This is a genomic window from Streptomyces sp. NBC_01306, from assembly GCF_026340465.1.
In the GTDB taxonomy this organism is placed as follows: domain Bacteria; phylum Actinomycetota; class Actinomycetes; order Streptomycetales; family Streptomycetaceae; genus Streptomyces.
Genome location: NZ_JAPEPC010000001.1, coordinates 1,165,434 through 1,187,839, shown reverse-complemented (window position 1 = coordinate 1,187,839; position 22,406 = coordinate 1,165,434). Strand labels below are relative to the sequence as shown.

Annotated in this window: 16 protein-coding genes; 4 read left to right on the top strand and 12 right to left on the bottom strand. The window is 68.5% G+C overall.

Annotated features, from left to right (window positions below; translation table 11 throughout):
- Positions 1-43 precede the first annotated feature (43 nt).
- The 5 genes from OG385_RS04955 to OG385_RS04935 all read right to left on the bottom strand — a co-directional run bounded on the left by OG385_RS04955 (position 44) and on the right by OG385_RS04935 (position 8,111).
- Positions 44-895 carry a formylglycine-generating enzyme family protein gene (locus OG385_RS04955; RefSeq protein WP_266852173.1) on the bottom strand — a complete coding sequence of 284 codons (852 nt, stop codon included), beginning with the start codon at positions 893-895 and terminating at the stop codon, positions 44-46.
- Positions 896-1,054: 159 nt separating this feature from the next.
- The gene (locus OG385_RS04950) at positions 1,055-2,398 is read right to left on the bottom strand and encodes an MFS transporter (protein ID WP_266852171.1); all 1,344 of its coding nucleotides are present in this window, start codon (positions 2,396-2,398) and stop codon (positions 1,055-1,057) included.
- 170 nt (positions 2,399-2,568) lie between these two features.
- Positions 2,569-4,332 (bottom strand): sulfatase, encoded by a 1,764-nt coding sequence (locus OG385_RS04945; protein ID WP_266852169.1) that lies wholly within the window; start codon positions 4,330-4,332, stop codon positions 2,569-2,571.
- 143 nt (positions 4,333-4,475) lie between these two features.
- On the bottom strand, positions 4,476-5,705 hold the full coding sequence (locus tag OG385_RS04940) for a glycoside hydrolase family 1 protein (protein ID WP_266852168.1): 1,230 nt from the start codon (positions 5,703-5,705) through the stop codon (positions 4,476-4,478).
- A gap of 129 nt (positions 5,706-5,834) precedes the next feature.
- Complete coding sequence (locus OG385_RS04935) at positions 5,835-8,111, bottom strand: glycoside hydrolase family 3 C-terminal domain-containing protein (RefSeq protein ID WP_266852167.1); 2,277 nt, start codon at positions 8,109-8,111, stop codon at positions 5,835-5,837.
- A 178-nt stretch (positions 8,112-8,289) separates the two neighbouring features.
- On the opposite strand from OG385_RS04935, the gene OG385_RS04930 reads away from it, so the two are divergent.
- Positions 8,290-8,946, top strand: a complete 657-nt coding sequence (locus OG385_RS04930) for a TetR/AcrR family transcriptional regulator (protein ID WP_266852165.1) — start codon at positions 8,290-8,292, stop codon at positions 8,944-8,946.
- Positions 8,947-9,446: 500 nt separating this feature from the next.
- Here OG385_RS04930 and OG385_RS04920 read toward each other — a convergent pair whose 3' ends face one another.
- Positions 9,447-11,351, bottom strand: a complete 1,905-nt coding sequence (locus OG385_RS04920) for a DUF2075 domain-containing protein (RefSeq protein WP_266852163.1) — start codon at positions 11,349-11,351, stop codon at positions 9,447-9,449.
- A 477-nt stretch (positions 11,352-11,828) separates the two neighbouring features.
- On the opposite strand from OG385_RS04920, the gene OG385_RS04915 reads away from it, so the two are divergent.
- The 3 genes from OG385_RS04915 (at position 11,829) to OG385_RS04905 (ending at position 17,558) form a co-directional block, all read left to right on the top strand.
- Positions 11,829-11,954 carry a hypothetical protein gene (locus tag OG385_RS04915; protein WP_266852161.1) on the top strand — a complete coding sequence of 42 codons (126 nt, stop codon included), beginning with the start codon at positions 11,829-11,831 and terminating at the stop codon, positions 11,952-11,954.
- A gap of 300 nt (positions 11,955-12,254) precedes the next feature.
- Complete coding sequence (locus tag OG385_RS04910) at positions 12,255-15,053, top strand: galactosylceramidase (protein ID WP_266852159.1); 2,799 nt, start codon at positions 12,255-12,257, stop codon at positions 15,051-15,053.
- 246 nt (positions 15,054-15,299) lie between these two features.
- Positions 15,300-17,558, top strand: a complete 2,259-nt coding sequence (locus tag OG385_RS04905) for a GH92 family glycosyl hydrolase (protein WP_266852157.1) — start codon at positions 15,300-15,302, stop codon at positions 17,556-17,558.
- On the opposite strand, the gene metF is transcribed toward OG385_RS04905, so the two are convergent.
- The 6 genes from metF to OG385_RS04875 all read right to left on the bottom strand — a co-directional run bounded on the left by metF (position 17,510) and on the right by OG385_RS04875 (position 22,330).
- Positions 17,510-18,433: a methylenetetrahydrofolate reductase [NAD(P)H] gene (gene metF / locus OG385_RS04900; RefSeq protein ID WP_266852155.1), complete on the bottom strand. Its 924-nt coding sequence runs from the start codon at positions 18,431-18,433 to the stop codon at positions 17,510-17,512. The two genes, OG385_RS04905 and metF, sit on opposite strands and share 49 nt — an antisense overlap.
- Positions 18,430-18,555: a hypothetical protein gene (locus OG385_RS04895; protein WP_266852153.1), complete on the bottom strand. Its 126-nt coding sequence runs from the start codon at positions 18,553-18,555 to the stop codon at positions 18,430-18,432. Before OG385_RS04895 ends, metF begins: the two co-directional genes overlap by 4 nt.
- Position 18,556: 1 nt before the next feature.
- Positions 18,557-19,774: a methionine adenosyltransferase gene (gene metK, locus OG385_RS04890; protein ID WP_266852151.1), complete on the bottom strand. Its 1,218-nt coding sequence runs from the start codon at positions 19,772-19,774 to the stop codon at positions 18,557-18,559.
- 107 nt (positions 19,775-19,881) lie between these two features.
- On the bottom strand, positions 19,882-20,652 hold the full coding sequence (locus tag OG385_RS04885; protein WP_266852149.1) for a 4'-phosphopantetheinyl transferase: 771 nt from the start codon (positions 20,650-20,652) through the stop codon (positions 19,882-19,884).
- Positions 20,649-21,518, bottom strand: coding sequence for a metallophosphoesterase (locus tag OG385_RS04880; protein ID WP_266852148.1), 870 nt, complete (start codon positions 21,516-21,518; stop codon positions 20,649-20,651). The genes OG385_RS04885 and OG385_RS04880 overlap by 4 nt, the downstream gene beginning before the upstream one ends.
- Positions 21,519-21,556: 38 nt before the next feature.
- Positions 21,557-22,330, bottom strand: coding sequence for a thioesterase II family protein (locus OG385_RS04875; protein WP_266852146.1), 774 nt, complete (start codon positions 22,328-22,330; stop codon positions 21,557-21,559).
- Positions 22,331-22,406 lie beyond the last annotated feature (76 nt).

Genomic DNA, 22,406 nt, shown 5'->3' with positions numbered 1-22,406 from the left:
TCTCGGCAGGAGTCCGGCCAGGGAATGCCCGGCCTTGCGGATCTCAGGTTGGGCGCGGCACGTCGCGGGCGCAGCGGAATCCGGCGTGGCCGCTGGAGCTGTCGGGGGTGTTGGCGGTGCGTGCCGCGACACGATAGCGGTTGCAGTAGGAGGCGTGACACATGTGGGAGCCGCCCCGGATGACCTTGGCGGCCCCGTTTGCGGGCCCTGTCGGGTCGGTGAGCCCGTGCCTGTGGTGGTCGGTGGTCCACCAGTCCGCGCACCACTCCCATATGTTGCCGACCATGTTGAACAGTCCGTAGCCGTTGGGACGGAACGCGTCGACGGGTGCGGTGCCGTGGAAGCCGTCGTCGCCGGTGCTGTGATGGGGGAAGCGGCCGCGCCAGATGTTGCACCGGTACTCACCCTCCGGGTTCAGCTCGTCGCCCCAGGGATAGCGGCGCTGGGCGAGGCCGCCGCGTGCCGCGCACTCCCACTCCGCCTCCGTGGGCAGGCGTTTGCCCGCCCAGTGCGCATATGCCGTGGCATCGTTCCAGGACACATGGACCACCGGGTGGTCGCCCCTGCCATCGAGGCTGCTGCCGGGCCCTTCGGGCCGTGCCCAGGTGGCGGCGGGCACCGCGCACCACCACGGGCTGTGGCCGGGACTCGGCGCACCTCGGCGAAGGCGGTCGGGCAGGAAGCCGGCGAAGACGTATGACCAGCCGATCCGTTCGGCATCGGTGGCATAGCCGCTGTCCTCGGCGAAAGCGCGGAAGGCGTCGTTGGTGACGGCGTGAATGTCGATGAGGAACGGGGCCACGTGTACCTCCCGGACCGGGCCTTCGCCGTCGGCGTGCAGAGTGTGGCTGTCCTGGCCGCCCATCAGGAACGGGCCGCCGGGAATTCGGGCCATGCCCTCGCCGCTGCCACGTCGAGCCGGTGGCACCAGGGGTGTCGCCCGGGTAGCGCCGCCGCCTCGCGGCATGCAACAGCTGGGAACGGGACGGCGGTCGGGCACAGTTCTCACCTCGGTCGGTGGGTCGGTCGGTGGGTCGGTCGGTTGGTCGGCCGGTCAGGACAGGGCGGTCGATCGTCGCTGGTCCAGTTCCTGCTGGGCGTGGAGTACGTCGTCGGCGTACGGGCGGTACAGCAGGGTCAGGAAGGCGCCGTTGGCGAGCATCAGGACGACCAGGACCCACAGGAACACAGCCCGTAGTCCGATGGTGTCGCCGAGATACCCGGCGCCCAGGCTGAAGACGGCCCAGGCAATGGCCTCGGCGATCGAGCCGTAGACGGTGAAGGCGGCTCCGCGCAGTTCGGGCGGTGTGACCGCCATGACCATCGGGCGGTTGACGCCGGGGTTGACGCCCTGCGCCGTCCCCATGAGGGCGAAGAACACGGCGAACAGGGCGAGGGAACCGTAGTCGAACTGGGTGCCGAAGTAGGCCAGGACGGCGAAGGCGATCTGTGCGGTCTGCAACACGGCGGGCAGCCCGTAGCGAGGGCTGCGCCGGGAGGCCCAGTCGGCCACGAGACCGCCGAGCACGGTACCGGCGAAGTAGCCGATGCCGAGGGGGAGCAGGATGACGGAGGCAGCCTGGGTGGTGAAGCCGTGGACGTCGACGAGGAAGACGACGGCGAATGCGGCCCCCACCAGATGGCCGGACATGAGGCGGGAGATCAGCAGGAGCTGGAAGGTGCGGATCTTCAGCAGCGCCGCGATCTGGGCCCGGGTGACGCTCGCGGTCGCTCTGCGGGCCTTGGGGGCGAGGTCGGCGAGCTGGGGTTCGGCCGCGCCGTGGCCGGGGTCGCGCAGCCACAGCCAGAGCACCAGACTGAAGAGGATGTTGAAGATACCGATCCCCCACAGACCCCAGCGCCAGCCGTCATCGAAGCCGGCCAACTGCCCCTTGAGCGCTGCCACGATGGCGCTGGTCAGCGCGACCCCTCCGTAGAGAAGGCCGACGGCTCGGCCGCGCGAGGGGGTGTCGAACAGGTCGCCGATGATTTCGGTGACGATGGGCTGGGCGGCGGCGTAACCGGCGGCGAGCACGGTGGTGAGGATGAGGAGCTGGGTGAAGTTCTGTGCGAATCCTGCTGCCACGCCCCACACGCCCCACAGGCCGGTGGAGACGATGAGGACGCCTTTGCGGGACCAGCGGTGTGCCAGCCATACCCACAGCGGGGCGGTGATGACGCCGATGAGTTTACCGGCGGCGCCCAGCACGCCCAGAGCGCCGAGCGACAGGCCCAGAGCCTGCCGGATGACGGGGAACAGGCCGCTGATCAGACCGCTTTCGGCGCTGTCGATGAGCATCGTGCCACCGAGGAGGGGCAGTTGTCGCCAGCGGTCCGGGACCACAGCGCCCTTGGCATCCTCGTGGGGTTTGGCGGGATCGCGGGCGAGGTCGGTCACCACGAACCTCTTTCTGCGCGGGAGCGGGTGAGGGTGGGGTGAGGTGAGGTGAGGTGAGGTGGGAGGGTGCGTGCGCCGGCGACAGAGGACGGCATCCTTGCCACCGGCTTTCTCACGTGCGTGACCGTGGGTGTCCAGAACTCGACCGCATCGGTGCACGGCTCGTCGTGTCAGAGCGCGGCGAGTTCTTCGGCGACCTCACGCAGGCTCGCGGGGGACAGGAACCCGCCCGAGAGCGCGACAAGGTCGATGAGCGGTGTGGCCCCGACGATCTGGAGCAGCTCGGAGTCGACGAGTCCGGGCATATGACGGCGCAGAATCTCCACCGCCATGGGATCGGAGATCAGCGCCTTGACCGGCGTGCGCAGCGAGAGGCGGCCGGCCGGGTAGTCGTCGGCGCGCGGCATCGGCTCGGCCGCCTTGCCGGCCTGTTCGGCCTGACGACGGGCCAGCAGATGTTCATCGCCCACCGGCCCATCGGCGGGCAGACCGAGCCGTTCGTACTGACTGGGTGGTGCGTCCGTGGCACGCATCAACTCCACCATGAGGGTGGCCATACGCCGCTCGGCGTCGTCGTCAATGATCGGCGTCCGCTGCTCGGGGTCGCTCGCCAGGTCGAACAGGAGCGTGCCGTGCTGGTAGGGATTGAAGAACGTCCGGCCTTGGGTGCGCAGGGTCCGTACACCCTTGGTGAAGGTGAAGGGTTCCGCCAGCTCGGCGCCGGCCAGCTCCGCGGGTGAGAAGCGCCCGCGCATGTGGGTCGGCATCAGCGTGTGTTCCTCCAGGGGAGCGTTCTGCGGGGTGGCGGGGGCGCGCATGTAGACGTGCCGGCCGTCGGTGAGGTTGACGTGGCCGCCGTGGATACCGAAGAGGCCGGCCTCGCGGACGGCGGTGTCGTCGGCGACAGGCAGCGGCGCGCCCTGCATGTCGGCGGGCACATCGACATCGAAGTAGTCCAGGAGTGTCGGCGCGATGTCGATCGTCTGGACCAGGGACTGCCGGTGCTCGCCCGCCGCCTGCACCCGGGGGTCCCACGCGAACAGCGGCAGCCGGACCAACTCGTTGTACCAGGGCTGGACGCTCTTGCCCCACCAGCCCTTCTCGCCGAGCAGCAGACCGTGATCGGTGTTGACGATCAGGAGGGTGTCGTCCCACAGGCCCAACTCGTCCATGGTGTCCAGGACGCGTCCCAGCGAGCGGTCGCACATGGACAGCAGGGCCGCGTACTCGTAGCGGGCGTGCTCGACCTGGGTGTCGGTCTGTGTCACCCGCGCGTAGTCGGGCCAGTCGAAGTTGGGGCCGTCGTAGTCGTGCGGATAGAGGTCCTTGTACTGCTGGTGACTGAAGAAGGGCTCATGCGGGTCGAACGTCTCGATCTGTACGAACCAGCGGTCCTCCTCCCGGTTGGTATGGATGAACTCCAGTCCGGCGTCGAACGTCAGAGTCTGCGAGTGACGGTCCTCGGTCGGCATGTACGCGCGGTTCACCCAGTCCTGCCTGAAGCCCTCGGAGCGCAGCTTCTTCAGGGTTTCCGGGATCGGTGGGTCCGCCACGTGGCCCTTCCACGGGTCGCCCTCCTGGCCGCGGAAGAACTCCCAGGTGTTGTAGCGGCCGTGGTAGGTGGCCCCGCCGTCCTCCCAGTAGTGCGGGTGGTCGCTGACCAGGTGCGTGTACACGCCGTTCTGCTTGAGCAGCTCGGGCATGGAGTCGTCGAACGGCTCCAGCGGCCCCCAGCTGCGGTGCAGGAAGTTGTAGCGGCCGGTGTGGAGCTCACGGCGGGCCGGCATGCACGGCATCGAGCCCGCGTAGGCGTTGTCGAAGGCCACCGTGCGCTCCGCGAGCCGGGCGAAGTTGGGGGCATGCGTCCAGTCACCTCCGTACGGGGGCAGCAGGTGCCGGTTCAGACTGTCGAACATCACCATGATCGCCTTCATGACGAGGACGACTCCTTTCGTGCGGGGGTGGGTGGGACGGTTACTCGGGCGGGGACTTTCCGGCCGTTCACGAGGCGGGTTTCGTGGACGGCTGACGGGAGGCGACGGTGTCAGGGCCGCCGCCTCCCGGGACAAGGACGGACTCAGCAGCCGGTGTTCACCCCAGCCGGGCTCTCACCGACGGCGGGCAGGATGCGGCTGCGTCCGACGGCACCGAGCCAGCCGGCGGAGGGCTTGGGGGTGCGGGCGAAGGTCTCGCGGTCGACGGCGATCAGGCCGAACGTCGGCTCGTAGCGGCCCCATTCGTAGTTGTCCAGGGCGCTCCAGTGGAAGTAGCCGTGCACGTCGATGCCGTCGTGCATGGCGCGGGCGAGAGAGTCCAGGGCGCCGGCGGTGTAGTGGACGCGGCGGGCGTCGTCGGCGGTGGCGATGCCGTTCTCGGTGACGATCAGCGGTGTGCCGGGTGCGAGCGCGGCGCAGTGGCGTACGGCCTCTCCGAGAGCCTGGGGGTAGTACTCCCAGCCGGTGAGGGTGCGTTCGGCGTCGTCGGGAACGGGCAGCGGCCCGTCGGGGCCGATGAGTCCGCGGGTGTAGGACTGCACGCCGAGCCAGTCGTCGCCGCGGGCGGCCTCCAGGAAGACATCCTCACGCGGGTAACGGAACGCCGTCGCGACGTCCTCGGCGCCGGGCAGCGCCTGATAGACCTGGTTGGCGACGGACCAGCCTGTACGTACGTGCGGCGCGCGGGACTTGACCGTCTCGACGGCGCAGGCGTGGGCCCGGATCAGGGCCTCGGTGGTGGCCTCGTCCGGCAGCGGCAGCCCAACTGGACTCTGGGATCCGTCAGTTGTGAGCGCGCGCTGAATGGCCGCCATGACCGCGACCATGTTGGGCTCGTTGATGGTGCAGACATGGTCGACACCGGAGGCGAAGACGAGTGATGCCGCTTCGACATAGCGGGCGAACAGCTCGTCGGATCCGGTGGCGGCCCAGCCGCCACGCTCCATGAACCAGCGCGGGGTGGTGAAGTGGTGCAGCGTCACCATGGGGCGCAGGCCGCGGTCGAGAGCACCTTCGACCATGCGCCGGTAATGGGCGACGGCAGCACGGGAGAACTCACCCGGTGCCGGTTCGATACGTGACCACTCGATGCTGAACCGGTAATCGGTGAAGCCGAGTTCGGCGAGGAGGTCCATGTCCTCCGGCCAGTGGTGGTAGCTGTCGCAGGCGTCACCGCTGGGTTCCTTGATGACGTCGATGCCGCTGTGCTCGAAGGCCCACCAGTCGCTGTTGGTGTTGCCGCCCTCGGTCTGGTGCGCGGAGGTGGAGGCGCCCCACAGGAAGCTGCCGGGCAAGTGGCGATCGGAACTCATGGTCAGGTTCTTTCGTGTGTACGGGAACGGGCGCGGGCGACGGGGCCACGGAGCGGCGGTGGCGGGGCGGTGACGGGGCGGGGCGGGCACCGCACGGCTGAGTGACGCTTCCGGCCGTGCGGCGGTGGATCAGGCTTCGGTGGTGGCGCGGGCCTCGTCGGCGGCGGCGACCAGCGCGGCGATGTGGTCGTGTGTGACGCCGGCGAGGAATGCCGGTATGCGTGCCAGCGGCAATGCGGCTGCCATGGCGGAGATCTCGGAGGCGTCCAAGGTCACGGACACGGGGGAGTCGGCCAGGTCGGTTGCCATGGCTGCCGCGAGCAGCGGGCCTCCGACCGGATCGGCCAGCCACTCGCCGATCGTCGAGTCGGCGGCGAGCCGGCCCGGGCGTGCAGTGCCGTCGCAGCGCACGGTGGCCCGAAGACGCACGTCGCGGGAGGAGGCCCCGATGCGTAGCTCGAACGCACCTGGGTCGACCCTCCATCCGCTGTCGCGCGGCGACCAGTATGCGAAGGACCGTTCGTCCAGATCGAGGGTCACGCGGGTGTGCTCGCCCGGGTCCAGGAACACCTTCTCGAACGCCTTGAGTTCCTGGACGGGGCGCCGCAGCCGCGACACCGGCTGGTGGACGTACAACTGCGTGACCTCCGCTCCGGCCCGCGAGCCGCTGTTGGTCACGGTGAAGGAGGCGGCGAAGCGGTTCGGGCCTGTTTCGGTCACGTCGAGATCGCTGTAGGCGAAGGTGGTGTAGCTCAGGCCGTGGCCGAAGGGGTGGGCGACCGCCTTGCCGAGGGTGTCGTAGGAGCGGTATCCGACGAACAGGCCCTCGCCGTGGTGGACATGGCCGTCGCCACCGGGGAAGTGCAGATAGGACGGGGTGTCCTCCAGGCGCAGCGGGACCGTTTCGGTGAGTCGTCCGGAGGGGTTGGCGATGCCGAACAGCAGGTCGGCGAGGGCCGATCCGCCGGCCTGACCGAGCAGCCAACCCTCCAGCACCGCAGCGGTCCTGTCCTGCCACGGGGTCATCTGCACGGTGGCGCCGTTGGACAGGACGACGACGATGCTCGCGTCGGTCTCTGCGACGGCGTTCAGCAGGGCGAGCTGGTCGGCGGGGAGCAGGATGTCGGTGCGGTCGAATCCCTCGGACTCGGCCGCATCGGGCAGCCCCAGGAAGAGCAGCACCTGCGCGGCACCGCGCGCGGCTTCCACGGCTAGCTCGACGAGCTGTCCGTCCGGGATTCCGTCGAGCGTGAATCCGGTGGCGAAGCGGATCCGCGCAGGGTCGGTGACGGTCGCCCGGATGGCTTCCAGCGCATTGTCGACGCGGGTAGGCACCACGTGCGAGCTGCCGCCGCCCTGGAATCGGGGTGTTTCGGCGAAAGCCCCGATGACGGCGAGGGGGGTGCCGGCGTGCGGATCCAGCGGCAGCACGCTGCCCTCGTTCCTCAGCAGCACCGCCGACTCGGTGGCGGCCACCCGGGCCAGTGCGTGGTGCTCCTCCACGCCTGCGGCGGTGCCGATCTCGGTGTCCCGGGCTCGGGCGGTGCGTTCGATCAGCTCAAGGACCCGCCGCGCGGAGGCGTCCAGGTACTGCTCGTCGAGGTCGCCCGCGCGCACGGCCTCGACCAGGGTGTGGTCCGCGCCGGACGGCGGCATCTCCAGGTCGAGGCCGGCTTCGAGCGCGGCGGCACGGTCGGACACCGCGCCCCAGTCGCTGACCACCAGACCGTCGAAACCCCACTCGCCGCGGAGTACGTCGGTCAGCAGCCAGCTGTTCTGGCTGCACGGGACGCCGTTGACACCGTTGTACGCACACATGACGGTGGTCGGCCGGGCCGTGGTGACGATGTGCTCGAACGCGGGCAGGTAGATCTCGCGCAGGGTCCGCTCGTCCACCTCGGCACTGACCCGAAGACGGTCCGTCTCCTGGCTGTTGACCGCGAAGTGCTTGAGCGACGTGCCCACGCCGAGGGACTGCACACCGTTGACCCAGGCCGCGCCGATGCACCCTGTGAGGAGCGGGTCCTCACTGACGTACTCGAAGTTCCGGCCGCCCAGGGGTGAGCGCTTGATGTTGACGCCCGGCCCCAGTACGACGCCGACCTGATGCGCGATCGCCTCGCGGGCGATCGCCCTGCCCACCCGTTCCACCAGGGAGGGATTCCAGGACGAGCCGAGGCCCACCAACGGCGGGAAACATGTGGCGGGCACGCTCGTCCCGATGCCCAGGGCATCGCCTCCCTCGGGCTGTTTGCGCAGGCCGTGCGGGCCGTCGGCGAGCATGACCGGTGCGATTCCGGCCTTCGGCAACGTCTGGGTGTGCCAGAAGTCGCCGCCCGAGGTCAGCGCCGCCTTCTGGCCCAGCGTCAGGTGTTCCGGTCGCTTCGTGTGCTTGCTGTCATGCATGGGGGTCCGTTTCTGTGAAGCCGCAGGAGGAGGGCTGAGGAGGCCCCGGCGACGGAGCGGCGAGCAGCACATCGCTGCGCAGGGGAGCTGAGGATCTGACCCGGTCAGCATGGAATTAAAAACATTGAGTGTCAATGTTTTCGACAGGGAGGCTCGCTCGGCGGCCTAGACTCGCGTGGTGAGCAGCCGCAGCCCCAGGGGCCCCTACCGCAAGACCGTCGCCAGGCGGGAGCAGATCATCGACGCCGCCCTGGCCGCCTATACGGAGGCCGGGAGCCGTGGCGTTTCCGTGCGGGACATCGCCCAGCGTGTAGGCATGACCGATGCCGGGGTCATGCACCACTTCGGCAGCCGCGAGGAACTGTTCACCGCCGTCCTGCAGGCGCGGGAGAAGGCCGATCGGACCGCGTTCGGGGATGCCGGCAGTGATCCGAAGGCGGCATTCGAACTCCTCGCCCACAACGCCACGACGCCCGGCCTGGTCAAGCTCTTCCTGGACGTTGCCGCCGCGGCGGCCGAACCTGACCACCCGGCCCATGCCTACTTCACCGAGCGCTACCCCCGCCTTCGCGAGAGCCTGGGCGGTCTGCTGACCGACGGCGTCGAACACCGGCAGGACCTCGGGGCCGAGCGCAGTACACCTGACGCGGACTGGGCGGCGCGGATCCTGCTGGCGGCGGTCGACGGCCTCCAGCTGCAATGGCTCCTCGACCCGGACATCGACATGGCCGCTGACATGGCCACGCTCAGCGAGGTACTTCTGGGAGTGGTGGCCGCCGATGGCGGTCAGGTGCAGCGGACAGTCTCGGACGATGCGCCGACCACGGGAACGTGACCCGCATGGTGGACAGGGCCGTGGTGCGCACGGAGCCGGCCAGCCGGCTGACGCCTTCTCCTGTTCCGTAAACGGCCGAGGTCCGTGACGATGTGGTGGATCGCGGGGTTGCGTCGCCTCATCGTGATCGACTTCCCAGCCCCCACACAGCCTCGTGCTGGGCATGGCATGGGTGGGAGCGTGCGGCGTGGCTGACCTAGCTGCCCAGGACCCGCTGCGCCAGGGCCTCGACCCCGACCATGTGGTACGGCGCGAGCAGGAAGTTCTTGGCAGCCGAGCCAGGCGTGCTTGGTCAGCATGGGTCGAGGCCGTTGCGGGACCCGGCGGCGGTGCTGCCGCTCAGCAGTGCGTGCAGCACCGCCATGGGGTGCGACTTACTCGAACCGAACGAGCCGCACAGATAGGCCGTCTTGGAGTGTGACGTCCAGCGCGGCCTTGATCAGCCCCAGAGCCTCGTCGAAGTTGTCCCGTAGCCACCCTTGACCACGTAGTCCCGCAGATCACGCGTGAACAGCCACCTTGGCTCCTGTCTCCGGGTGGACGAGCGAGCGCAGCTTCTCGCGGGTCTCAGGATCCGTGGAGTAGATCATCGTCCCGACCATCCCGCGGGTCAGCAGCACCTTGTACGTGTTGCGGATGAGCCGGTGGACCTCGGCGCCCGGGGTCGCCTTTGTGAAGATCGGATCCTTTGAAGCATTACGGTTCACCACCCACTGGTCGGTGCGCCACACCAGGTCCGGGCCCATGATCACGCCTGACCAGTCGTACTCGAAGCCCTGGGCGGTGTATACACAGCCCACCTGGCCGAAACCGGCCGGATCGTTGGCCCAGAGCGGTGCCGACGGGGCGCCGAACAGGGACCGGTCGCCGGGAACGTTCCAGGGCCGTGACCAGTCATCGATGACGACGTCGCGGGGCAGCTCGGACATCTCAGGTGTGATCCTCGTGGTCCACTTCCAGCAGTACCCGGCCGTCATGCGCGCGCTGTACTTCTTCCCCTGGCCTTCATCGCGGCGGGCGACGAGGAAGTCCTCCAACTCCTGCGGGCTGTCGGCGAGCAGCAGCTCCACCTTGCCGTCCGGCTCCCAGACGGTCGGCTCGTCGCTCTCAAGACCGAGCAGGTTCGCGACCCACTGCACATAGGCTTCGCTGCCGCCGCAGCGGAACTGGCTGTCCAGCTCCACCACGACGCAGTCGAGGCCCTGCGCGGCGGCGGCGTCCTTGATCTGCTCCTTGGTACCCATCTCGCCGGGCCGCACCACCTGGTGCTGGTCGAGCAGGAACACCGGCACCCGGGCCGCGTCGATCAGTTCCGCCACCTGGGGTCGGTCGGTGCGCAGAGCGGCCTTGGTGTAGCGGTTGGCGGACGTCTTACGGAGCCGGTGGGCCTCGTCGCAGATGAGGACATCCAGGTCGTTGGGCTCCGCCGCCATGAAGCTGTTGAAGTACATGAACAGCCTTTGCACCTCGGGCTTCCGGGCGCCGGCGATCTTGCGCATCGTCTTGGTGAACGACGCCGAACCGGTCGCGTGCAGAGCGGTCACCCCGCGCCGGTACAACTCGCCGAGGAGCGACAGCGCGATGACGCTCTTGCCGGAACCGGGGCCGCCGGTCACCACGACCACCTGCTTGTGGTTCGAGCGCTTGGCTTTGCGCACCGCAGAGAGGACCAGTTCATAGGCGATCCGCTGCTCGTCGAGGAGGACGAACTGCTTGCGGTCCCGGACCTCGGCTGCCGCCACGGCCATCAGTTGCTTCGACGGGCGTGTCCTGCCCTGGACGAGCAGGTCGGCGGCCCCTGCCCCGGACTTGGGCGCGAGCCGCGAACGCAGAAAGGCGAGAAACGCCCCGCGCTGCTCCGCGGTGTACAGACGGCCCTGGAGGTCCTCCGGGACCTCACGCAGGGAACTGATGCCGAACTCCGTCGCGTTGTGCAGGAACGCCACCCCGGCCACCGCCTCCGGTGTCCGCTCCAGCGCACCGTTGAACGAGACCAGGTAGGAGCAGTACCCTCGGACCTGCTCGATCGGGTTGAGCACGGGACGCGGGTATGCGTCTATCCGGCAGAGAAGGGGGTCCTCCTCCTCGGCGAAGGCCTGACTCCACTGCTTGAGCTCGACCACGACGTACGACGGCTCGCCGGTCGACGGGTGCACCCCGGCGAGTATCACGTCGGCACGCTTGCTGGTCAGGGGGAGGGTGTACTCGATCAGCATCTCGACGTCGCCGAGCCCGGCATCGAGCAGCGCACCGGTGAGGGCAGGGATGCTGCGTTCCCAGGACCGCACCTCGGACGCTCCGGGCCGGTGGCCGAGCGCGTGCTGGAAATTCTCCATCAGGTGCAGTGCCAGGGCCCCTTCCTGGCTGCGGGCAGCGACGGTCGCGGTGGACTCGCGGAATAGCAAGGAATGCCCCCAGGCAGCACGAAGTAGCTCGTGCGGGTGGGGGCATGTCCTCTTCAGTCCGCTGACGCGGAACGGAAGCCCGTCGGGCCGCAGATGATCTCGCACATCCTAGGACAGGGGGCGGGATCGAGCGGCAGGGGTTTGGGACGGGCTGGGCGGGCGAGCGCGCGGGCCGTGGTGCACGAAGGGGGTCGAGCAGATGCGGAGGTGGATCAAGGCGTATCGCTCCTGCCGTGTGTCCTCATCGTCACCCGGGACCGGGGGATCGGCTCCGACCACGGGGATGTCCGTGGCGGACAACTGGATGCCGGCGGCGGACAATGCGGCGTCGAGGGTCTCCCGCGCTTCGACGGCCTCCTGGACCTTGCTGTTCCGGTGGGCGGTACTGGCTGGGAGAGATCAGCGCCGGTCGGCGGGTAGCGGCGATCGCGCGCACGCTTGGTACGCGACCTGCACACCTGATTCACCGTCATGTCGATGACCGTGGACCCGTCGCTGGTCATCGGCGGCGGAGGCGTCTCCCGAGCCGGCGACAACATCATCAAGCCGGTCCGCCGGTCCGCCGGCACCTGGCCGATCTGTGCCTGTTCCCGACGGAACTGAGGGCCTCAAGTCCCGGCGGCGAATCCGTGGCGCTCGGGGGCCTCGGTGGTCCACCGATGCTCCGAACACGCCCACGGCTGAGTGAAGTTGATCGATGCGGCCTCGTTCCAATCAGTCCTGCGCGGAACGTTACTTGTGCGAAACCTTGACGCCGTGCGAGCGGCTGCTTACCCTCAGGCGTCTGAGCGAATCTGATTGGTTTAGTTGTTTCAAGTGTGTTTAGCGATCGGTTTCACACATCATTCCGCCGGACCAGCAGTCATCCATCGATGAGGACGTCGTCGCTCCAGGAGACAAGCCATGTACACGCACAGAGACAAACGGCAGGCGGGTGGCGGGGACCGCTTCGTGGCCGTCGCTGCCGTCCTGGCCCTGATCATGGCCGCTGCGGCGGTCCTGCTGGCCCCGGCCCGAGCCGGCGCAACCGCGTTGCCGGACACGTCGATAGCGGTCAACGGCCAGGACTCCGGCCGTACCTTCGACGGGCTCGGCGCGATCAGCGGCGGCGGTGGCAACACCCGGCTGCTCACCGACTACCCGGCCGCACAGCGCAACGCGATCCTGGACTACCTCTTCAAGCCCGGATACGGCGCCAACCTCCAGATCCTCAAGGTCGAGACCAGCGGGGACGGGAACACCACCTCCGGCGCCGAGCAGACGATCGAAGAGACCCGGGGAGCGATCAACTGCCAGGCGGGGTACGAGTTCTGGCTCGCCCAGCAGGCGCTGAAGCGCAACCCCCACATCAAGCTCTACGGGCTGACCTGGGCGGCACCGGGCTGGGTCGGCTCCAGCATGTACACGCAGAACGGCATCCAGTACATCACCGACTGGCTGGGCTGCGCCAAGCAGCGCGGCCTCACCTTCGCCTACATGGGCGGCTGGAACGAGAAGGGCGGCTGGACCGCGGCCTGGTGGAAGGACCTTCGGGCCGCGCTGGACCAGCACGGCTTCTCCGGGGTCAAGTTGGTGGCCGCGGATCAGGTCAGCTCGTTCTCGGATGTCAGCGGGGCCATGGCGCAGGACGCGGACTTCGCCAAGGCGGTATCGGCCATCGGTGAGCACTACCCCTGCGGGTGGAACGGCCCCACGCCGATCTCGGACTACCCCAACGTGGAGACGTCCTGCCCCTCCTCGCAGGCCGCTCAGGCACTGAACACGCCGCTGTGGGCCAGTGAACAGGGCTCGATGAGCTACAACGCCGGCGGTCTGCCGATGGCCCGTGCCGACAACATCGACTACGTCGACGGCCGGATGACCGCGAGCATCAACTGGCCGGTCGTCGCCTCGGCCTACCCGGACGTCGGCTTCGCCGACCAAGGGCTGGTCATGGCCAACGAGCCGTGGACGGGCTCGTACGACGTCGGCCTGTCGACGTGGGTGACCGCGCACACGACGCAGTTCGCGCAGCCGGGCTGGCAGTACCTGGACGGCGCCAGCGGCTATCTGGGCGGCCAGACCTCCGACCAGGTCGGCAGCTACGTGACGTTGAAGTCGCCAGGCGGCAAGGACTGGAGTTCCGTCGTCGAGACGACCCGGGCCACCGGCCCGCAGACGGTCAAGGTCACCGTCAGTGGCGGCCTGTCCACCCGGCCCGTGCACGTCTGGAGTACCAACCTGGTCTCCGGCGACCGTTCGCAGTGGTTCGCGCAGGGCCGGACGCTCGTGCCCGACGCGCACGGCACGGTGACGATGACCCTTCAGCCGAACTACCTCTACTCGTTCACGACCACCACCGGGCAGCACAAGGGAAGCACCGCGGTACCGGCGAGCAAGGCGCTCGCACTGCCCTACTCCGACTCGTTCACCACGGGGACCCAGGGCCAGCAGGCCCGCTATCTGGCCACCATGGAGGGTGCGTTCACCGTCGAGCCGTGTGCGGGCCGTGCCGGTAAGTGCGTTCAGATGGACACTCCGGCCAAGCCGCTTGAGTGGCAGTCGAACATCCAGACCCCCTACCCGTACACGGTGGGCGGCAGCGCAGCGTGGAGCAACTACCAGGTGTCCGCCGACGTGCGTAACGCCAAGCCGGGCTCGGTCGGGATCCTGGGCCGCCAGAGCAATCTCGGCGGCACGGAGGAAGACCCGTCCCGGGTGCACTACTACTCGCTCACCCTCAGCGACACCGGCGCCTGGTCGATCAACCGCGCCGACGGCTCCGGGAAGCCCGCGGCGTCGCTGACCGGCGGAACCGTGTCCTCGGCGGCCGGGCTGAAGACCTGGCACAACCTGGCACTCACGTTCGCCGGATCGCTGATCTACGCCTCGGTCGACGGCACCACGGTCGGCTCGGTCACGGACACCTCCTTCTCCGCCGGAAAGGTCGGTCTCGTCGCCGGCGGCTACCTGGCCGGAGAGCAGTACGACAACCTGAAGGTGAGCACGCTGACCGATCCGGCCGTCCCGGTGACGCTGCCGCCCGGCACGCACACCCCGGAATCGGTGACGAACGTCAGCTACGCCACCATCGGCGGCGCGGTGAACCAGTGGCAGTACAGCGGCTCATGGCAGTCCGGCGGCGGAAACACGTGGGACGACACCGCCGGCGACAAGGCGACGCTCACCTTCCGGGGGGACGGCGTCACTCTCCAGTCCATGGCCAACGACAGCAACGGCATCGTCAATGTGTCGGTGGACGGCGACTCGCCCACCGCTGCCGACCTCTACAGCAACAGCGGCGGCCTGACACCGGTGTTCACCCGCACCGGTCTCGACCCCGCCAAGCAGCACACGATGACGGTGACCGCCACCGGTACGAAGAACCCCGCATCCGGCGGCACCTTCGCCTCCGTGGCCGGTGCCCTGGTGACCGTGCCGGGCAAGGTGGTCTCCGCGCCGGTGCTCGCGAAGCCGGCGGACAATTCCTCGATCCACGCGGGCCAGGTACGAATCGAGGGCACCGCCACCCCGGGCGAACTGATCACCGTCTCGGTGTCCGGCAAGGCCGCCTGCGTGAGCCAACCCGCCGACCGGCACGGGAACTGGCGCTGCGGCGCGCACGTCCCGCGCGGGCGGGCGGTACTCACCGCAGCCGGCGTCGATCCGGTGACGGGCCTGATGTCGGCGCCCACCACCCCGGTCCACGTGCTCGCCTCGTAGACCGGCTGAACATCCGGCAGTCGGGGCCGTGGGAACACGGACCCGCGGCTGTCCCGATCGGGGACCGGCGTGGCGACACCGCCGCGCTCGGTCCCCGCTCGTGCGAGACTCGATCGCTTCGACAACGCTGCCACTCGGAGGTGTGTCATGTACCTGGAGAGACCTCGTGGTTCGGGCATCCGCAGGCTCGGCCGATTCTCCGGGCCGGCGCCCCTGACGTGGACGATCACGATCGTAACCGCGCTCGTGGCCCTGTGCCTCCCGCCGTTCGCCGCCACCAGCCGGGCGGACGGCAGATCGTCGAATGTGAGCCTGGTCAACCCGTTCATCGGGACGACCGGTGCCAGCAGTACCGAGTACGGCGGCATGATCCCCAGCACGGCTCCGCCGTTCGGTATGACCAGGTGGTCGCCGATGACCCGGGACAACTACGTCAGCCGAACTCCGTACCACCTCAACGACCCGAAGATCACCGGCTTCATCGGCACGCACCAGCCGGCGATCTGGATGGGCGACTCCGGCTATGTGGTGGGAATGCCGGGGGTCGGCGCCGTGAAGACGGCCGCGGCCGACCGCGGGCTGGCGTTCACCCATGCCGACGAGACCGCCTCGCCCGCGCGCTACACGGTGAACATGCAGACGGGCGCAGGGCAGACACTCCGGACGGAGATGACAGCGACCTCACGGGTCGGGTTCCTGCGGATGACCTACCCGCACGGCGCGGAGTCCAATTTCGTCCTGCAGGCCACGCGGCCGGGCATCACGGGCCAGGTGCACGTCGATCCCCGAGCGCGGGAGATCACCGGCTACAACCCCGACCGGCAGGACAGCGACCTCGGCCCGTTCAAGGCACCCCACTTCAAGGGGTACTTCGTCGCGCGGTTCGACACCCCCTTCGCCGGCTACGGCACCGCCACGGGAGCCACCCAGTACGAGGGCCGGGCCGACCGCACCGACGGCAATGTGTCCGCGTACGTGGGCTTCCCGTCCGGTACCCAGAAGGTCCAGGTCCGGATCGCGACCTCGTTCATCTCGGTCGCCCAGGCACGCGCCAACCTCGCCGCCGAAGTGCCCGACGACCAGACCTTCGAGCAGACCGTGGCCAGGACCCGGGCGCAGTGGAGCGACAAGCTCGACCGGGTCGATCTGACGGGTGCCACGCCTGACCAGAAGGCCGTCTTCTACACCGCGATGTACCACGCCCTGCAGTACCCGTCGGAGATGTCCGAGCATGGCCGCTACTACAGCGCCTACGACGACAAGGTCCACTCCGGCGTCAGCTACACCGGGTACTCGACGTGGGACACCTACCGGGCGGAGAACGCGTTCTTGACGCTCTTCGCCCCGGAACGCGTCAACGGCATGGTCACCTCGATGCTCCAGGACTACCAGCAGGGCGGCTGGTTGCCGATGTGGAAGAACATCACGGAGACCAACATCATGGTCGGCACGAACGCCGACTCGATCATCGCCGAGGACATGGCGAAGGGCTTCACCGGATTCGACCGCGAACTGGCCTACCGGGCGGTGTACAAGGACGCGACGACACCACCGGACCGGGACACCGAACTGGACTTCCACGACCGCGAGCAGGGCACACCCGTGGAGGCGAGAGCGGGTCTGACCACCTACAAGCAGAACGGCTGGGTCGCAGCCGACCACACCTCTGAGGCCGGGTCGCGCACGCTGGACTACGCCTACGAGGACTGGGCGGTCGCGCAGATCGCCAAGAAGGTGGGTAAGACCGCCGACGCCGATGTGTTCCTGGCGCGCAGCAACAACTACAAGAAGCTCTTCAACACTTCCACCGGCTTCATGCAGTCCCGTAACCTCGACGGTTCCTGGGCCGACGGAGGGTTCACCGAGGGCGACCAGTGGGTGTACACGCTCGACGTGCTGCACGACATCCCCGGACTGATCGCCCTCAAGGGCGGCGACGAGAAGTTCGCTTCCTGGCTGGACAGTTACTTCGCCGGTGGCCACAACAACCACACCAATGAGCCCAGCCACCAGGCCGCCTACCTCTACGACTACGCCGGACAGCCGTGGAAGACGCAGGAACAGGTGCGCCGCATCGCCCGTACGAACTACGCCAACAGTCCCGACGGCCTCAGCGGCAACGAGGACTGCGGACAGATGTCCGCCTGGTATGTGCTGTCCTCACTCGGTATCTACCCGGTCAACCCCGCGTCGGCCCAGTACGCGGTCGGAAGCCCGTTCTTCGACAAGGCGGTACTCCGCCTTCCCGCCTCCTCCCGTCCGCTGGTGATCAGCGCACCGGGAGCAGCAGCGAAGCCGTACGTGCAGTCGCTGTCCCTCAACGGCCGGAGCATCACGGAGCCCTCCCTGAGCCAGAGCGACCTGGTGCGCGGGGGACACCTGAAGTTCACCATGAACTCCGCGCCGCAGGCATGGGCCGCCACCACCGCACCGCCTCCGCCGAACCCCGATCCGGCCTATGACAAGGGCTGTGCCGGATGCGCGGGCAGCCGTAGCGCGCGATGAATGTCGAGGGCGGCTGTCGAATGGTTCAGCGTGATGTAGTGCAGGCCGGGGGCCTCCGCGTCAAGGAGTTGTTGCGCCAGCTCCGTCGCATGGTCGACGCCGATGCGGTGTGCCGCCTGCGGGTCGTTCCGTGCGGCCTCCAGCCGCCGGGCCAACTGATCAGGGAATGTGGCATCGCTGAGTTCGGCGAACCGGGTGATCTGCTCGAACCGTACGGCCGGCATGATCTCGGGAATCACCGGTGCGTGGCACCCCGCCGCGGCAAGTCTGTCGCGCAGACGGAAGTAGTGGTCCGCGCTGAAGAACATCTGGGTGATGGCGTACCCGGCTCCCGCCCGGAACTTCGCCGTGAGATGCCGGATCTCGCTCTCCCAGTCCGCAGACCGCGGATGCCGCTCCGGGAAAGCCGCGACTCCGATGTCGAAGTCACCGCAGCGGCCTACGAGTTGCACCAGATCGATGGCGTGCTGAAGCCCGTCGGGGTGCGGCATCCAGGGCCCCCGTGGGTTGCCCGGCGGATCACCCCGGAGTGCGAGGACGTCACGGATGCCCGCGTCCGCGTAGCGTCCGATGATGTGCCGCAGCTCAGCGAGCGAATGCCCGACGGCGGTCAGATGCGCGACCGGCCGCAGTGTCGTCTCCTCCGCGATCCGTTCGGTGATGGCGGCTGTGCGCTCCCTGGAGGAGCCTCCGGCGCCGTACGTCACGGAGACGAACGTCGGGTTCACCGCCTCCACCCGGCGCAGTGCCTGCCACAGGGTTCGCTCGCCGCGCTCCGTCTTCGGCGGGAAGAACTCGAAGGAGTACGAGCGCTGCCCGGTCGCCAGTGTGTCCGTGATGCTCCGGCGGGCTGCCGGAGCCTGAAGGGTCGTCATGGGGCGCCGCCGAAGGCGGCCCTGGCGATGGTGGTGACCGGGCGGCATCCGCCTACCAGCGGTTCATGAGGGGCGGTCACCAGGTGACCGGTGGAGGCCGGGCCTCCGGTGGTGATGCGCATATCAGGCCTCCGCGGCCCTGCGCAGTGCGGCTGCCCGATCGGTGCGCTCCCAGGTGAAGTCGGGGAGTTCGCGGCCGAAGTGGCCGTATGCGGCGGTCTGGGCGTAGATCGGGCGCAGCAGGTCCAGGTCGCGGATGATCGCGGCCGGACGGAGGTCGAAGACGTCGTTGATGGCGTGCTCGATCTTCTCGGTGTCCGTGGTGGCGGTGCCGAACGTCTCGACGAACAGGCCCACCGGCTCGGCCTTGCCGATCGCGTAGGCGACCTGGACCTCGCAGCGGGTGGCGAGGCCTGCGGCCACCACGTTCTTGGCAACCCAGCGCATCGCGTACGCCGCCGAGCGGTCCACCTTCGACGGGTCCTTACCCGAGAACGCGCCGCCGCCGTGGCGGGCCATCCCACCGTACGTGTCGATGATGATCTTGCGACCGGTCAGACCCGCGTCACCCATCGGGCCACCGATCTCGAAACGACCGGTCGGGTTGACCAGCAGCCGGTACCCCTCGGTGTCCAGCTTGATGCCGTCATCGATCAGCTGCTTCAGCACATGCTCGACAACGAACTCACGAATGTCCGGCGCGAGCAGCGAGTCCAGATCGATATCACTCGCATGCTGCGAGGAGACCACGACCGTGTCCAGCCGCAGCGCCTTGTCACCGTCGTACTCAATGGTGACCTGAGTCTTCCCGTCCGGACGCAGATACGGGATCGTCCCGTTCTTACGAACCTCGGACAGACGACGCGACAGCCGGTGCGCCAGATGGATCGGCAGCGGCATCAGCTCGGGCGTCTCGTCACACGCGTAGCCGAACATCAGGCCCTGGTCGCCCGCGCCCTGCTTGTCGAGATCATCGTCCTCGGTACCCGAAGCGGCCACCCGCTTCTCGTACGCGGTGTCAACACCCTGCGCGATGTCCGGGGACTGCGCCCCGATCGACACCGACACACCACAGGAAGCACCGTCGAAGCCCTTCTTCGACGAGTCGTAACCGATCTCCAGGATCTTCTCCCGCACGAGCTGCGCGATCGGCGCGTACGCCTTCGTGGTGACCTCACCGGCCACATGCACCTGGCCCGTGGTGATCAGCGTCTCCACGGCCACACGGGAAGCGGGGTCCTCACGCAGAAGCGCGTCGAGAATCGTGTCGCTGATCTGGTCAGCGATCTTGTCAGGGTGGCCCTCGGTAACAGATTCCGAGGTGAACAGACGACGGGACATGGCTCTCCGTACGGGACGTATTCGATGTGGATGTATGTGAAGTATTCGAAGTATTCGATTCGGCGACGAGAGGGGCGGGGGCCGTGACCGCCGTCCCTGACCGCGATTCAGGGGGCCGTGCCTGCCGGGTGTTCCAGGGGGCCCGGCCCGGTGTGCGGAGGAGTTGCTGGGGCGGCCACCGTACGGGCGGTCGCGGCGTCGGCCCCGGCCCCGGAATCGGCCCGGGTCAGGGTGATCGCGGTGAGGACCAGCCCGTTCCTGACCAGCCAGCCGCCACGGAAACCGTGCACCCGGACGCCGTCCACGAGCGGCCCGGGTACCAGCAGCCGCGAGGAGAACGTGCCTTCATCGGGATTGATGACGACCGTGGCCTCCAGGAAGTCCAGCCAGCGGCCGGCCAGCGGAAACCAGGCCTTGTAGATGCTCTCCTTGGCACTGAAGAGCAGCCGGTCCCAGCAGACGTCGGGCCGCTTCTCGGCGAGCCGGGCGAGCAGGCGCTGCTCCTCGGGCCGCGCCACGTGGTCCAGCACCCCGGTGCTGGGCAGCGGTTGGTTGGGCTCGGCGTCCAGTCCGATGGTGGTGACGTCCGTCGACCGGGCGACCGCAGCTGCCCGGTACCCACGGCAGTGGGTCATACTGCCCACGATCCCGGCCGGCCACAGGGGCTCACCGGACGCCCCGGGCAGCAGCGGCGCGGGAGGAATACCGAGCCGGCCCAGCGCCTCCCGGGCACACACCCGGACGGTCGCGTACTCGTGGCGCCGCACGGGCACCGCACGTGCGACGATCTCGGCTTCCGCGGGGAAGAGCGACTCGACGGGGGCGTCACCGAACGACTCGGCCACCTCGGTGGGCGACGGCAGCAGATCTTCGATCACGGGCGCACCATCCTCCCGTTGTTCCGACCGGCGGCGGCCGGGAGGACTTCCACGAGCCGGCCCGGGGCCCTGCCGTACCGCCGCCACTCGCGTGGATACCCGAGGGACACTTCGTGGTGCGGCACCCCGTCGTGGTGGATGAGCCGGGGGATGTGCAGATGCCCGTAGACCACCGCCGACGCACGGAAACGGATTGGCCAGTCGGCGGTGGCGACGGTCCCGCACCACATGGCGAACTCCGGATGGGTGAGGATGAACGTGGGTTCGCGGACCAGCGGAAAATGGTTCACCAGCACGGTGGGCAGGTCGGCGGGCAGCGCGGCCAGCCGTGCTTCGGTGCTCTCCAGCCTGGCCCGGCACCATGCTTCCCGGGAGGGATACGGGTCCGGATGCAGCATGAACTCGTCACTGCAGACGATCCCCGCCCGCTCCGCGATGGCGAGTCCGGACTGCTTGTCCACGGCGCCCGCGGGCAGGAAGGAGTAGTCGTACAGGACGAACAGCGGGGCGATCGCCGTGGGTCCGTCCGCGCTCTCCCACACAGGGAAGGGGTCTTCGGGAGTCACCACACCCAACTCGCGGCACATTGCGACCAGATGCTCGTATCTCCGCACCCCGTTGAGCCGCAGGGGATCGTCCGGAGTGGTCCACAGTTCGTGATTGCCCGGCACCCAGATCACCTTGCTGAACCGGTCGGCGAGCAGCTCCAGTGTCCGGTGGATATCGGTGCTGGTTTCCCCGACGTCCCCCGCGACCAGCAGCCAGTCGTCGTCCGAATCCGGCCGGATCCCTTGGACGATCTCCTCGTTGTCCTCGTAGCGGACATGGAGGTCGCTGATGGCCAGGAGTTTTCCGTGCCCCGACATCGAAAGCCCCATTTTCTGAACTGCCCGTGGTGTTCGGCTCAGGCCGGTATACGGCCGTCGATGAACTCGCTGATTGCCTGAATCACCGCGGGTGCGTGGTCGTTGATGAAGAAGTGTCCGCCGGAGAACACCCGCAGCCCGAAGGCCCCCGATGTGTGCGTGGACCAGGCCCTGGCCTCGTCGGTCGACACATGCGGATCGGAATTCCCCGTCATGGCGACGATCCGGCAGTTGATCCCGGATCCGTCACCGGGACGGTAGCGGTATGTCTCGGCGGCTTTGTAGTCGGCGCGTACGTACGGAAGGATCATTGCCAGGATTTCCGGGTCGTTGAGCATCCGGTCATCCGTTCCGCTCAACCGCTTCAGGTCTTCGATCAGTCCCTTGTCGTCCATCTCGTGGATGCGTTCCGCGCGGTACCGGGAAGGGGCCCGGCGTCCCGAGGCCACCAGACCGGTCAATTCGATTCCCGCACGCTCCAGCCGTACCGCGACCTCGAATGCCAGCGTGGCCCCGAGGCTGTGGCCGAAGAGGGTGAGCGGGCGGTCGGCCCACTGGAGCAGTTCGGCGGCCGCGAGATCCGCCAGCTGGTGCACGTCCTCCACGCAGGGCTCCGCGCGGCGGTCCTGCCGACCCGGATACTGGACCGCCAGTACGTCCACCGCGGGCGACATCGCGCGGGCGACCGGGAGGAAGTACGCTGCCGAACCGCCCGCGTGCGGGAAGCAGACCAGCTGCGTGGCTGCCTCCGGCGCCGGCTGGAAGCGTCGGATCCACGCACTGGTTCGTTCCGGTGCCGCGACCTCATTCACTGGCAGGGTTCCCTTCTGTGCTCCGCCCACAAGGCGAGCGCCGTCCTGGCCGACGGGCAGTCGAACCTGAGCAACA